Annotated in this window: 14 protein-coding genes; 9 read left to right on the top strand and 5 right to left on the bottom strand. The window is 70.2% G+C overall.

The window, feature by feature from the left end; translation table 11 throughout:
- Window positions 1-11: 11 nt before the first annotated feature.
- Both PFX90_RS04330 and PFX90_RS04325 read right to left on the bottom strand, forming a co-directional pair.
- Window positions 12-1,193, bottom strand: coding sequence for a glycosyltransferase (locus tag PFX90_RS04330; protein WP_285710992.1), 1,182 nt, complete (start codon window positions 1,191-1,193; stop codon window positions 12-14).
- A gap of 25 nt (window positions 1,194-1,218) precedes the next feature.
- Window positions 1,219-1,797, bottom strand: a complete 579-nt coding sequence (locus PFX90_RS04325; RefSeq protein WP_285711244.1) for a helix-turn-helix domain-containing protein — start codon at window positions 1,795-1,797, stop codon at window positions 1,219-1,221.
- Between the two features lie 97 nt (window positions 1,798-1,894).
- Here PFX90_RS04325 and PFX90_RS04320 point away from each other — a divergent pair, with 97 nt between their 5' ends.
- Window positions 1,895-2,377: a DUF6456 domain-containing protein gene (locus PFX90_RS04320; RefSeq protein WP_285710989.1), complete on the top strand. Its 483-nt coding sequence runs from the start codon at window positions 1,895-1,897 to the stop codon at window positions 2,375-2,377.
- A gap of 27 nt (window positions 2,378-2,404) precedes the next feature.
- On the opposite strand, the gene PFX90_RS04315 is transcribed toward PFX90_RS04320, so the two are convergent.
- Entirely contained in the window at window positions 2,405-3,022 is a 618-nt protein-coding gene (locus PFX90_RS04315; RefSeq protein ID WP_285710987.1) for a uracil-DNA glycosylase family protein, read from the bottom strand.
- Window positions 3,019-4,857, bottom strand: a complete 1,839-nt coding sequence (locus tag PFX90_RS04310; RefSeq protein ID WP_285710983.1) for an ABC-F family ATP-binding cassette domain-containing protein — start codon at window positions 4,855-4,857, stop codon at window positions 3,019-3,021. The genes PFX90_RS04315 and PFX90_RS04310 overlap by 4 nt, the downstream gene beginning before the upstream one ends.
- Before the next feature lie 115 nt (window positions 4,858-4,972).
- On the opposite strand from PFX90_RS04310, the gene PFX90_RS04305 reads away from it, so the two are divergent.
- From PFX90_RS04305 to PFX90_RS04275, 7 genes are all read left to right on the top strand, one after another.
- Window positions 4,973-5,704 carry an SIMPL domain-containing protein gene (locus PFX90_RS04305; protein WP_285710979.1) on the top strand — a complete coding sequence of 244 codons (732 nt, stop codon included), beginning with the start codon at window positions 4,973-4,975 and terminating at the stop codon, window positions 5,702-5,704.
- A gap of 47 nt (window positions 5,705-5,751) precedes the next feature.
- A complete protein-coding gene (locus PFX90_RS04300; protein ID WP_285710977.1) occupies window positions 5,752-6,066 on the top strand; it encodes a PepSY domain-containing protein in 315 nt (104 codons plus the stop codon).
- Window positions 6,067-6,186: 120 nt separating this feature from the next.
- On the top strand, window positions 6,187-6,864 hold the full coding sequence (locus tag PFX90_RS04295) for a response regulator transcription factor (RefSeq protein WP_017666152.1): 678 nt from the start codon (window positions 6,187-6,189) through the stop codon (window positions 6,862-6,864).
- 127 nt (window positions 6,865-6,991) lie between these two features.
- Window positions 6,992-8,329, top strand: coding sequence for a sensor histidine kinase (locus PFX90_RS04290; protein ID WP_285711243.1), 1,338 nt, complete (start codon window positions 6,992-6,994; stop codon window positions 8,327-8,329).
- A 77-nt stretch (window positions 8,330-8,406) separates the two neighbouring features.
- Window positions 8,407-9,024, top strand: coding sequence for a sigma-70 family RNA polymerase sigma factor (locus PFX90_RS04285; protein ID WP_285710974.1), 618 nt, complete (start codon window positions 8,407-8,409; stop codon window positions 9,022-9,024).
- Complete coding sequence (locus tag PFX90_RS04280) at window positions 9,021-9,938, top strand: hypothetical protein (protein ID WP_285710972.1); 918 nt, start codon at window positions 9,021-9,023, stop codon at window positions 9,936-9,938. Before PFX90_RS04285 ends, PFX90_RS04280 begins: the two co-directional genes overlap by 4 nt.
- A 121-nt stretch (window positions 9,939-10,059) precedes the next feature.
- Complete coding sequence (locus PFX90_RS04275) at window positions 10,060-10,617, top strand: hypothetical protein (protein WP_285710970.1); 558 nt, start codon at window positions 10,060-10,062, stop codon at window positions 10,615-10,617.
- Window positions 10,618-10,785: 168 nt separating this feature from the next.
- On the opposite strand, the gene PFX90_RS04270 is transcribed toward PFX90_RS04275, so the two are convergent.
- On the bottom strand, window positions 10,786-11,094 hold the full coding sequence (locus PFX90_RS04270) for a chorismate mutase (RefSeq protein ID WP_285710968.1): 309 nt from the start codon (window positions 11,092-11,094) through the stop codon (window positions 10,786-10,788).
- A 69-nt stretch (window positions 11,095-11,163) separates the two neighbouring features.
- Between PFX90_RS04270 and PFX90_RS04265 the strand changes: the two genes are divergently transcribed.
- The gene (locus PFX90_RS04265; RefSeq protein WP_285710965.1) at window positions 11,164-12,174 is read left to right on the top strand and encodes a polyprenyl synthetase family protein; all 1,011 of its coding nucleotides are present in this window, start codon (window positions 11,164-11,166) and stop codon (window positions 12,172-12,174) included.
- Window position 12,175 lies beyond the last annotated feature (1 nt).

Raw genomic sequence — 12,175 nt, 5'->3', positions numbered from 1 at the left:
TTGCGCTGCCGTCAGGCGGCCACCAACCCCTCCCAATAGGCCGCCAGCGCCGCCGCATTGGCGTCCCAGCTGAAACCCTCGGTCAGCGCGGCCACCGCCTCGCGCGGGGGCGGGCTGGCGAGGATGGCGTTGATCCCGGCCGCCACCGCTTCCGGCGTGCGTTCGACCAGCCGCCCGGCCGTCTCGCTCGCAATCAGCTCGCGCGCGCCGCCGACGTCGCAGGTCACCACCGGCGTCCCGCAGGCGAGCGCTTCGACCCAGGCATTGGCGAGCCCCTCGTTCGCGGTCGGCAGCACCATCACGTCGGCCGCCGAGAGCAGCAGCGGCATCAGGTCGTGGTCGACGGAACCTGCGAAGAAGACGCGGCTCTCCACGCCTTCGCGCTGCGCCTGCGCGCGCAGGGCCGCCTCGTCCTCGCCCTTGCCGATCAGCACCAGCCGCGCCTCGGGCACGGATTGCAGCGCCTTGATCGCGATGGCCTGGCCCTTGCGCGCGATCAGCGCCCCGACGCAGACGAGCAGCGGCACCCCCGTCGGCATGGCAAAGCCCAGCTCCTCGGAGAGCTGGCGGCGCAGCTGCGGGTGGTCGAAGGGCCGGAAGCGGTCACGGTCGAGCCCAGTGTAATGCACCGTGATCTTTTCGGCCGGCATGCCCATTGCCGCCATCTGGCGCGCGAGATCATGGCTTACCGCGAGCAGGCCTTTCGCCTGCCGTGACGCCTCGACCATCTGCGCCGCCGCAAATCCCTCCTTGCCCCACAATGTGATGTCGCTCCCGCGCGCCTTGATCGAGAGCGGGAGGCCAAGCCCGCGCGCGATGATCGCGGCCGCAGGGCCATCGGGAAAGAAGAACTGCGCATCGACGAGGTCGAAGGGCGTCTCGGCATGGAGGCGCTGCGCCAGCGGCAGCACGGCGCGCGCGATGGCGGCGGCGTTGCGGCGCGCGCCGATGCGCGGGATCAGGGTGAAGTGCGGGCGGTGCACGGTGACACCGCCTTCCTCGGCCACTTGCGGCAGGTCGGCGAGCGCGCGGTAGCGGCCGAGCGCCAGCGGCGGCAGGCCGATGGGGTTCACCACCGTCACCCGCCAGTCGCCGCGCTTCGCCAGCGCCTCGATCGATCGCGCGACGAAGGTGCCGAACCGGGGGTTCACCGGGTTGGGGTAGAGCGTCGAGAGGACGAGAGCGTGCTTCACGCCTGCCTGCCTACCAGCGCGCGCGTTAAAGCGCTCTGACCAGCATGAAGGCGACCGCGACCCAGGGCGGGTTGTCGACCACCACCTGCTTCTGCCCCGCGCCCGGCGGCAGCAGGCCCACAAGCGAGCCGCGCCGGTCTATCAGCCGCCCGAAGGCGAAGCGCCCGCCGGGCTTGGGGACGAGGCAGTCCCGGTTGATCGCCGATTGCAGAGCATCCGGATCGAGCGGGCGCAGCCACACGAGGTCGCCCGGCCGGTATTCGCCGACGCTTTCGGTGACCGCGAGAACGAGCGGGGGCGGGCCGTCGCCTTCGGCGAGCGCGCTCGGCGCAAGCGCCTCGCGCGGGTTGGTAAGCGCCTGCGGGCCCGAGGCGGTAAGGTCGGCGACGATCTGCGCCGGTGCGGCGGTCTCGGCGCGCATCAGGCTGGCGGGCTCGACGCCCAATGCGGCGGCGATCTTGTTCATCCACCCGAGCGACAATTGCCGCATCCCGGTCTCGAGCCGCCCGATGGTCTGTGCGGTGGTCGGCGGCTGGCAGGCGGCGGCGAGATCGGCGAGCGTGAGCCCCTTGGCCTTGCGGATGTCGCGGATGCGGTTGGTCATCATGCCCCAATAGAAAAATGTAACCGGATTGGTTTCTTCTTTCCTACAGATGATCTTTCTTGGCAAGTCCTGTGGGCAACAACCGGAGGATTCGCCCATGAAGCGCCATCTCGTCGAACGCGAACTGACCTCGGAAGGCCCGCGCCTGCGTCCGGCGGGGCCGGGGGGGCTGGCGCGCTCGCGCTCGGTGACGGTCAATCTGGCCGAAAGCCCGCTCGCCTGGCTGCACGCGCGCGGGCACCTCTCCGAACGGCTGTTCGATGCGGGCGAGGCCCTGCGCGCCGATTACGAGCGCGCCCAGCTGCCTGCGAGCATCACCATGCGCTGGGACCCGGTGCGGGCCAAGTCGACCGCGCCGGGCGGGCTCGACCCGAGCGAGAAGCACATCGCCGCGCGCCGACGCTTCGACGGGGCGATCAGCGCGGCGGGGCGGGGGCTGGAGGACATCCTGTGGCGCGTGGTCTGCGCCGGCGAGGCGCTGCCCGAGGCGGAGAAGAGCCTCGGCTGGCCCTCGCGGAGCGGCAAGCTGGTGCTGCGCATCGCGCTCGAGCGGGTGGCGGACTACTACCGGATCAGGTGAGGCGGTTTTCGTGTTCTGGACAGTGTCTCATGTGTCTCCAACACGGGCGAGGCGGGCCGCCACCAGCGCCCGCAGCGGCGGGAGCACCTCGGCCTCGAACCACGGGTGCTTGGCCATCCACAGCCGGGAGCGCCATGCGGGGTGGGGCAGCGCGATGCGGTTGCCGAACTGCCCGAAGGCGCGCACGCGGTCGGTCATCGACCAGCCCTTGGTCTCGGGCAGGTAGCGGGCTTGGGCATGGGCACCCACCAGCAGCGTGAGGCGGTCTTCGGGCAAGTGGGCGAGCACCGCCTCGTGCCACTGCGGCGCGCACTCGCGGCGCGGCGGGGCATCGCCGCCCGCCGCGCGGCCGGGGTAGCAGAAGCCCATCGGCATCTGCGCGAGCCGCGCCTCGTCGTAGAAGGTGGCCTTGTCGACGCCGAGCCAGCCGCGCAGCCGGTCGCCGCTGTCATCGTCCCATGGCACGCCGGAGAGGTGCACCCTGGTGCCCGGCGCCTGCCCGATGACGAGGACGCGGGCGGTGGGCGAGAAGCGGGTGATCGGGCGCGGGCCCAGCGGCAGGTGCGCGGCGCACAGGGTGCAGGCGGCGATGGCCGCCTTGAGGTCGTCGATGCTGCCTTGTGCCCCCACAGGAGGCCCGCTCATCCCTCGATCAACTCGGCGAGGGTCAGCCAGCGCTCTTCGGCCGCGTCCTTCTCGGCACGAGCATTGGCGATGCCCTGCGAGATGGCGGCGAAGCGGGCGGGGTCTGTGGTGTAGAGCGCGGGGTCCGAGAGCAGCGCCTCGCCCTTGGCGATCGCGGCTTCGAGCTCGGCGATGCGCGCCGGGAGGATCTCGTAGTCGCGCTGGTCCTTGTAGGTCAGCTTGGTGCTCCCCCGCCCGTCTGCGGGAGGGGGCTGGGGGGTGGGAGTGGCGGGAGCGGGTGCCTTGGCCGGAGCGGCAGCGGCGGCAGGCTTGCGGCGCTTGGCCTCCCAGTCGGCATAGCCGCCCGCGACAATGTCGACCTTGCCCGACCCGTCGAGCCCGAGGGTCACGGTGACAGTGCGGTCGAGGAAGTCGCGGTCGTGGCTGACGATGAGGACGGTGCCCTCGAAGTCGGCGATCACCTCCTGCAGGAGGTCGAGCGTCTCGAGGTCGAGGTCGTTGGTGGGCTCGTCGAGCACCAGCAGGTTGGCGGTGCGGGCGAACTCGCGGGCCAGCAACAGGCGGGAACGCTCGCCGCCGGAAAGGATGCCGACCTTGGTGTCGACGAGGCCGGGATCGAACAGGAAGTCCTTGAGGTAGGCCATGACATGCTTGCGCACGCCCCTGACGTCGATCCAGTCGCCGCCCTCGGCCAGGATCTGGCGGACGGTCGCCTGGGGTTCGAGCAGCTTCCGCTGCTGGTCGATCATCACGCCCGAGAGGGTGCGGGCATGGGTGACCGAGCCGGTGTCGCTCTCGATCTCGCGGGTCAGGAGCTTCAGGAGCGTGGTCTTGCCCGCCCCGTTCGCGCCGACGATGCCGATGCGGTCGCCGTTCTGGATGCGCAGGGAGAAGGGCTTGATGACCGCCCGCCAAGAATCTCCGGCGCCATATGTCTTGGAGATGTTCTCGGCGACGATCACCGACTTGGACTTGAAGTCGTCATCGCTCGCCAGCTTCAGCTTGGCGGTGCCCGCGCCCGAAATCATCGCGGCCCTCACGGCGCGCATCTGGTGCAGCTTCTCGAGCCGCCCCTGATTGCGCTTGCGCCTTGCGGTCACCCCGCGCTCGAGCCAGTGCGCCTCGATCTTGAGCTTGGCGTCGAGCCGTTCGGCGTTGCGGGCCTCCTCGGCGTAGACGGTCTCCTCCCACGCCTCGTAGCCGCCGAAGCCGATGTCCTTGCGGCGCATCGTCCCGCGGTCGAGCCACAGGGTCGCCCGCGTCAGCCGGGTGAGGAACGTGCGGTCGTGGCTGATGGTGATGAAGGCGCCGCGGTAGCGGGAGAGCCAGTCCTCCAGCCAGTCGATCGCGGCGAGATCCAGGTGGTTGGTCGGCTCGTCGAGCAGGATGAGGTCGGGGTCCTGCGCCAGCGCGCGGGCAATGGCGGCGCGGCGCTTCTCGCCGCCGCTGGCGGTGGCGGCGGGTCGGCTCATGTCGATGCCGAGCTGGCCGGCGATGGCCTCGACCTCGTGGGCCGCGGGCGCATCCTCGCCGCCGAGGGCGAAGTCCATGAGGGTGGCGTAGGGCGCGAAGTCGGGGTCCTGTTCGAGGAACACGATGCGCGTGCCCGGCTTGACCCGGCGCTGGCCGCGGTCCGCCTCCAGCCGTCCGGCGATGAGCCGCAGCAGCGTCGTCTTGCCCGCGCCGTTCCGCCCGATCAGCGCCAGCCGGTCGCCCGGGAGCACATGCAGGTCGATCGGCGCCGCGCCGCTGGTCGGCGTCGGCCCGCCGAACAGCCAGCGGCCGCCCTGCTGCAGGGCCACGCCTTCGAGCGAGAAGATGGGGGGCTGTGCCATGGTGCGCCGCACCTAGGGACTGGAGCGGCCAGCGGCAAGCCTGCGTATCCCGCATGGTTCAGTCATGCGAAAGGCGAGACGCTTCAAAGGCGCGGCAATACGAAAGGAAATACCCATGCTGAAACCCGTCGCCACTCTCGCTGCCGCCTCGGCGCTGATGCTGCCCGCCGCCGCCTTCGCCGCGCCGCAGGTCAACCTCGCGCCCACCGGTCCGGTGGTCGAGCTCAGCATCTACGAGAGCGTTGATGCCGCGCCCGATCAGGCGACCGTCAGCGCGGGCGTCACCACCACCGAGCCGACCGCGACCGCCGCGATGCGCCGCAACGCCGAGGAGATGACCAAGGTGATCGCCCGCATCAAGGCGCTGGGGATCGCCGAGAAGGACATCCAGACCACTGGCGTCGCGCTCGGCCCGCAATATGATTACCAGAACGGCAGCCCGGTGTTCCGCGGCTATCAGGCCAGCAACCGGGTGAGCGTGATCCTGCGCAAGATCGACGACACCGGCCGCGTGCTCGATGCGCTGGTAGAAGCGGGCGCGACCGACATCGGCGGGCCGAGCTTCGCCATTGCCGACGACACCGCCTTGAAGGAGCAGGCCCGCAAGGCCGCCGTCGCGCGCGGCGCGGCACAGGCGCGCGCCTATGCCGCGATGCTCGGCTATGCGGACGTCCGGGTGCTGGCGGTCTCGGAGGCGATCGAGAGCATGGTGCCGCGCTACGCGGAAGCCAAGGCGATGGCGCTTGAGGCGACCGCGACCCCGATCCAGCCCGGCCAGGTCGCGACCGGCGTGAGCGTCACCATCACCTACGAACTGCTCGGCAAAGCCGCTCCCGCAACGAAGTGAGCCATTCACGGCTTGTTCAATGGACACTTGCTAGGCACAATCCTGTCATGAACGTGCAACTTGCCTTTCTAACCGGTGCGCTGGCCGCCCTTGCTCTGGCAGGGGAGCCTGCGCTCGCGCAGAAGCCGGACCAGCTGCGCGGCGAGCAGGGCGAGGCGCGCCGCGAGGCGCAGGCGGGCAACATCATGCGTTCGGGCGAGATCGAGGCGAAGATCCTGCCTCAGATGCGCGATGCCGAATATCTGGGCTTTGCCTATGATTCGACCGCGCGCGCCTATCGCCTCAAGTTCATCAAGGATGGCCGCGTCACCTATGTCGATGTCGACGCCCGCACCGGGCGCATCATCGGCCGCTCGCGCTGACGGCTGCGCCATGGCCACTGAGCGGGGGAAAGCAGCCGGATCGGCGCAGCGGGCTTGCTTGACGCCTGCGGCCCAAAAGCGCACGAACCTGCCGAACATCAATCAGGAAACCGGGGACCCATGCGCATTCTGATCGTCGAGGACGAACCCACGCTGGGCGCGCAGCTGAAGGCGACGCTCGAAGGGCAGGGCTATGCCGTTGACCTCTCCACCGATGGCGAGGACGGGCACTTCATGGGCTCGACCGAGGATTACGACGCGGTGGTGCTCGACTTGGGCCTGCCCGAGATCGACGGGCTGACCGTGCTCGGCATGTGGCGGCGCGAGGGCAGGGCCTTCCCGGTGCTGGTGCTGACTGCGCGTGACAGCTGGAGCGACAAGGTCGCCGGGCTCGATGCGGGGGCGGACGACTATCTCGCCAAGCCGTTCCAGACCGAGGAACTGATCGCCCGCCTGCGCGCGCTGATCCGCCGCGCTTCGGGCAACACCTCCTCCGAACTCACCGCCGGCGACGTGCGGCTGGACACCCGCTCGGGCCGCGTGACGCTCGCGGGCGAGCCGGTCAAGCTCACCGCGCAGGAATACAAGCTGCTCAGCTACCTCATGCACCACAAGGGCAAGGTGGTGAGCCGCACCGAACTGATCGAGCACATCTACGATCAGGACTTCGACCGGGATTCTAACACCATCGAAGTCTTCGTCACCCGCATCCGCAAGAAGCTCGGCGCAGACGTGATAACGACCATCCGTGGCCTCGGTTACAGCCTCGACGACCCTGCCGACCAGCCCCGCGCCTGAGGTTTTGCCTGAGGCTGGGGCGGGCGGCGGCGATGCTCCGCTGACCTTGCCCGCGGGCGGGGCCGGGGGCGTGCACGAGGACGCTGCCACTGCCGCGCCCAAGCCCCGCGCCAGCCTTGCGCGGCGCATGGTGCTGATCGCGGCGGGGTGGATCTTCGTCCTCCTGCTGGGCGGCGGCATCGCTCTCGAACGCACGCTGACGAGCCAGGTCGAGGCCAATTTCGACGAACAGCTCGACTACCAGCTCACCGCGATGATCGCCTCGGCCGAGATCGATGCGAGCGGGGAGGTGTGGTTCTACCGCACGCTGGGCGACCAGCGCTTCCTCGAACCCGGCAGCGGGCTCTACTGGCAGATCTCGGGCGGCAATTTCGAACCCTGGCCCTCGCGCAGCCTGTGGGACCGGACATTGAAGCTCCACGGGGCGCAGGGGAAGGGCGAGCACTTCGACAGCGAGGTGCACATCTACAATTCCGACCAGTTTGCGGGCGAGCCGCTGAGAATCGCCGAGCGCACCGTGATCCTGCCCGGCAGCGAGACGCGCTGGACCTTCGCGGTCGCCAGCGCCACCGAGCAGATGGACGCGCAGATCGGGCGGGTGCGGCTGATCCTGATCTGGAGTTTTGCCGTCCTGGGCCTCGGCCTGCTGGTCATGGCGTTGCTCCAGATCCGCTACGGGCTGTCTCCGCTGCGGCGGGTGCGCGCGGCGATCCAGAACCTGCGCACCACCGGCGCGAACCGCATCACCGATCCGCTGCCGCTGGAAGTGCAGCCGCTGGTCGAGGAGTTGAATGCCCTGCTCGAACATTCCGAGCGGCAGGCGGAGGAAGCGCGACGGCACGCGGGCAATCTGGCGCATGCGCTCAAGACCCCGCTGACCGTGCTGACCAATGCCGCGACCGCGCGCGCGCCCGACCTCGGCGAGGCGGTGATGCGCGAGACGCGGACGATGCAGCGCCATGTCGACCACCATCTCGCCCGCGCCCGCGCCGTCGGCCGCCGCGCGGTCGGCCACGCGCGCACCAATGTCATGGCGAGCGCCGAGGCTGTGCGCCGCGCGGTCGAGCGGCTCTATCCCGAGGGTCGGCTCGACATCGCGGGCGACAAGCAGGCGCTGGTCTCGCTCGAACGGCAGGACCTCGACGAATTGCTCGGCAACCTGATCGAGAACGCGGCCAAATATGGCGGCGGCTCGGTCTTCGTCACCATCGACCCCGACGAGGCCGAGCGCGATCCCAAGATGTGCCTCATCTGGGTCGAGGATGACGGCACGGGCATCCCCGAGGCCGAGCGCATCCGCATCTTCGACCGCGGCGTCCGGCTCGACACCGGCAAGCCCGGGACCGGCCTTGGCCTCGCGATCGTGCGCGACGTGGCGGAAATCTACGGCGGCAGCGTCACCCTCGGCGAGAGCGAGGATCTGGGCGGTTTGCTGGTCGAATTGCGCCTGCCGCGCGCGCAGTGAAATTGCCGCGAAGGGTTTCTTAGCCGCCTGCGTTGTAGGGGCGAACACCCAGACGCAAACAGGCCATTTGCGACCCTATGAACACCGCGACCGAGCCCGCTCCCGCGACCGCAATCGCCCCGCCGCCGGGCGATGACGCCGCGTGGGCGGAGCGGCTGGCAGCGCGCGATCCGGCGGCTTTGCGCGAAATGATCGCGCGGCACGGGGCCACGCTCCACCGCGTCGCCTATCGCATGACCGGCGACGCGCACGAGGCCGAGGACATCGTGCAGGAGGCGATGCTGCGGCTGTGGGACCATGCGCCCGCCATCGCGGCCAAGCACGCCGTCGGCAGCCAGGCGGCGGCGCGCCTCAGGCTCGGCGGCTGGCTGAAACGGGTAGCGACCAACCTCGCCATCGACCGCCTGCGCCGCGCCCGGCGCATCTCGGGCGGCGAGGTGCCCGAGGAGGAAGACGACGCCCCGCTCGCCGATGCGGTGATCGAGGCGGGCGAGCGTGACAATCTGGCGCGGGCCCTCGTGCTCGCGCTGCCCGAACGCCAGCGCGCCGCGATCGTGCTGACCTATTACGAGGAGCTGCCCAATGCCGAGGCAGCCGAAGCGATGGACATGAACATCAAGGCCTTCGAGAGCCTGCTCCACCGCGCCCGGACGGCGCTGCGGCAGGCTCTGACGGCGCAAGGAGACGCGCCATGAGCGTGAACGAACCCGATCCCGGGCTACCCATTGCCCCCGGCTCGCCGCTGGCGCGGGTGCTCGACGGCTACCGCGCGCCCGATCTGCCCGCGGGCTTTGCCGACCGCGTGCTGGCGGCTGCCGAGGCTCGCCCGGCGCCGCTTCCCGAACTGCGCCGCCCCGCGCGCACCCGCCGCTGGCGCATCGGCCAGCGCATCGCCATCGGCGCCCTCAGCTTCGGCGCGCTCGCGACCGCCGCGGCGGCGACGGGGCTGCTCGAACAGCTCGCGATCCCCGTGCCCTCGGCCGAGACCGTGTGGGCGAGCCTCACCGGCAAGGCGCAGGCCTCGGCCGCTCCCGAGCCCCTGGTTGCCGCCGCCGCTGTCCCCGCGCCCACCCCCGCGCCGGTCGTCAACGAAGGCCCGATCGACACGCCCGAGGAACTTGCCGAGAAGCTGCGCCGCGTCGACCAGGTTCGCGCCGGCCGCCGCGAGGAACGCCGCGCGATCATCGACCAGCGCATCAAGTCCGAGATCGAGCGCCGCGGCGCCGCGGGGCTGCGCGTGCCGACGCCCGAAGAAGAGGCGCGGCTGCGCGCCAAGATCGAACAGGCCGTCACCGCCCGCGAACAGCGCGCCGATGCCGCCGCCGCCGCGCGGCGCGAGGCGATGCAGCGCAAGGTCGAGAACGGCGAGGCGCTGACCCGCGAGGATCTGACCGGCCGCAAGCCCGTCATCCCCGAGACGCGCGAGCGCTTGCGTGGCCTGCGCGGCCTGTCGCCCGAGGAACGCGCCAAGGCGTGGCGCGAACTGACCCCGGAAGAACGCCGCTTGGTCACCGAGGAACTGCGCGCCCGCCGCGCGGCTCGCCTTTCCGGGCAACCCGCGGCTGCGCCGACTGCTGTCCCGCCGCAGGACACGCCGCCCTCCGAATAGATTTTTCCTCCCTGTCGCGAAGGGTCTTCGCGGCAGCGGCGTTGAGTTCATGTCACCGGCAGCGACCCCGCCACTTTCGCCGGTACGGGCCAAGGCCCTGACAGGATGGAGGAAAATTACGATGATCAAGACCCCGCTGATGATCGCCTCGCTTGCCGCGCTCGCGCTTGCCGCGCCGCTCGCCGCGCAGGAAAAGACCCGCACCAAGACCTATGAAGGCGACAAGTACACCGCCACTCAGACCACCACGGTCAATCCCGACACCGGCACCGCGACCCGCACCGGCGTCGCCGTCAACAACGACAACGGCAAGACCGCGACCAGCATCGCTGTGCGCCAGCGCACCGACACGGGCGCGACCGTCTCGGTCACCCAGACCGGCACGCAGGGCCGCACCCGCGATCTTCAGGGCGAGCGTGTGCGCACCGAAACCGGCTCGACCTTCACCGGCACCGCCACCGGCCGCGGCGGCCAGTCCTACGGGCTCGCGGGCAGCCGCAGCCGTGACGGGCAGGGCAATTCGCAGGCGAGCCAGAGCGTGACCAATGCGGCAGGCGAGACCCTCGCCTCGCGCGACCGCGTCACCACCCGCGCCAATGGCCAGGTGAGCACCACCGTCAACAAGACCCGCGCCGAGGGCTTCAGCCGCCCGCCGCGCGCCCGTCGCCCGCGCGGCTGACCGACCGGATTCCGCCGCTCCCGCAGGCACCGCGGCCCCGCACGCCTGTTGACCCGTAGCGCGCGGATGTGGCGGGCGCGAGGCTGGCCGGTATCGACCGGCCTCGCGCCAACACGCTGGGGGCACGCAGCCCGGGATGGCTGCGTGCCCCTTTTTTGTCGCTGGAAATCAGCCCGCCGCGGCGCGTTCGTGGTGGCGGATCACTTCGTCGATGATGAAGCGCAGGAACTTCTCGGAAAACTCGGGGTCGAGATCGGCCTCCTCCGACAGCTTCCTCAGCCGCGCGATCTGGCGCGCCTCGCGGTCGGGATCGGCGGGGGGGAGGGTGGCCCTCGCCTTGTACTCGCCCACGGCCTGCGTGATCCGGAACCGCTCGGCGAGCATGTGGATCAAAGCCGCGTCGATATTGTCGATGCTCTTGCGGAAGCCCGCCAGCACGGGGTCGGGTTCGGTGGAGTGTTGCGGATCATGCGCCATTGCGCGCGAAACTAGCAGCAATTCTGCGCTTGCCAAGCACGCTGGGGCCGCCCTAGGAGCCAAGGCAGCATGAGTGCCGACATCATTCCCATGCCGCGCAAGGCACCGACGCTGGATCCGATGCTGTCGCTGACGGCAGGCGGGATGAATTCGGTCAACGCGGTGATCCTCGACAGGATGCAGAGCGAGATCCCGCTGATCCCGCGCCTCGCCGGGCACCTCATCAGCGGCGGGGGCAAGCGGCTGCGGCCGATGCTGACCTTGGCGGGGGCGGAGCTGGTCGGCTACAAGGGCACGCGCCACCACAAGCTCGCCGCCGCGGTCGAGTTCATCCACACCGCGACGCTGCTGCACGACGACGTGGTCGACGGCAGCGAGCTCAGGCGCGGGAAGGCTGCGGCCAACATCATCTTCGGCAATCCCGCGACCGTGCTGGTCGGCGATTTCCTGTTCAGCCGCGCCTTCGAGCTTATGACCGAGGATGGCTCCCTGCGCGTCCTGTCGATCCTGTCGCGCGCGAGTGCGGTGATCGCGGAAGGCGAGGTCTCGCAACTCTCCGCCCAGCGCCAGATCAACACCAGCGAGGAACAATACCTCCACATCATCGGCGCCAAGACCGCCGCGCTCTTCGCCGCCGCGAGCCAGATCAGCGCGGTGGTGGCGGAGTGCTCCGAGGAACAGGAGCGCGCGCTCGAGGCCTATGGCCGCAACCTCGGCGTCGCCTTCCAGCTGGTCGACGACGCCATCGACTATGATTCCGACGCCGCCGAAATGGGCAAGGACCAGGGCGACGACTTCCGCGAGGGCAAGATGACCCTGCCGGTGATCCTCGCCTATGCGCGCGGCAACGAGGACGAGCGCAAGTTCTGGAAGGACGCGATCATCGGGCATCGCACGTCGGACGCGGATCTCGCCCATGCGATCGGGCTGATCGGCAAGCACAACGCCGTCGAGGACACCCGCGAGCGCGCCCGCCACTTCGCGCACCGCGCGATCGACGCGATCTCGATCTTCCCCGACGGCAAGGCGCGTCAGGCGATGGCCGAAGCCGCGCAATTCGCGGTCGCGCGCGGGCATTGAG

The sequence above is a fragment of the Erythrobacter oryzae genome (assembly GCF_030271515.1).
GTDB lineage: Bacteria > Pseudomonadota > Alphaproteobacteria > Sphingomonadales > Sphingomonadaceae > Erythrobacter > Erythrobacter oryzae.
The sequence above is the reverse complement of the archived record's forward strand: the minus strand, read 5'-3'. Positions and strand labels throughout refer to the sequence as shown.

Excerpts from the sequence above, each read along its gene's own strand:
- PFX90_RS04325 (WP_285711244.1), bottom strand. The coding sequence starts at position 1,797 with ATGACCAACCGCATCCGCGACATCCGCAAGGCCAAGGGGCTCACGCTC.
- PFX90_RS04320 (WP_285710989.1), top strand. The coding sequence starts at position 1,895 with ATGAAGCGCCATCTCGTCGAACGCGAACTGACCTCGGAAGGCCCGCGC.
- PFX90_RS04315 (WP_285710987.1), bottom strand. The coding sequence starts at position 3,022 with ATGAGCGGGCCTCCTGTGGGGGCACAAGGCAGCATCGACGACCTCAAG.
- PFX90_RS04310 (WP_285710983.1), bottom strand. The coding sequence starts at position 4,857 with ATGGCACAGCCCCCCATCTTCTCGCTCGAAGGCGTGGCCCTGCAGCAG.
- PFX90_RS04305 (WP_285710979.1), top strand. The coding sequence starts at position 4,973 with ATGCTGAAACCCGTCGCCACTCTCGCTGCCGCCTCGGCGCTGATGCTG.
- PFX90_RS04300 (WP_285710977.1), top strand. The coding sequence starts at position 5,752 with ATGAACGTGCAACTTGCCTTTCTAACCGGTGCGCTGGCCGCCCTTGCT.
- PFX90_RS04295 (WP_017666152.1), top strand. The coding sequence starts at position 6,187 with ATGCGCATTCTGATCGTCGAGGACGAACCCACGCTGGGCGCGCAGCTG.
- PFX90_RS04290 (WP_285711243.1), top strand. The coding sequence starts at position 6,992 with ATGGTGCTGATCGCGGCGGGGTGGATCTTCGTCCTCCTGCTGGGCGGC.
- PFX90_RS04285 (WP_285710974.1), top strand. The coding sequence starts at position 8,407 with ATGAACACCGCGACCGAGCCCGCTCCCGCGACCGCAATCGCCCCGCCG.
- PFX90_RS04280 (WP_285710972.1), top strand. The coding sequence starts at position 9,021 with ATGAGCGTGAACGAACCCGATCCCGGGCTACCCATTGCCCCCGGCTCG.
- PFX90_RS04275 (WP_285710970.1), top strand. The coding sequence starts at position 10,060 with ATGATCAAGACCCCGCTGATGATCGCCTCGCTTGCCGCGCTCGCGCTT.
- PFX90_RS04270 (WP_285710968.1), bottom strand. The coding sequence starts at position 11,094 with ATGGCGCATGATCCGCAACACTCCACCGAACCCGACCCCGTGCTGGCG.
- PFX90_RS04265 (WP_285710965.1), top strand. The coding sequence starts at position 11,164 with ATGAGTGCCGACATCATTCCCATGCCGCGCAAGGCACCGACGCTGGAT.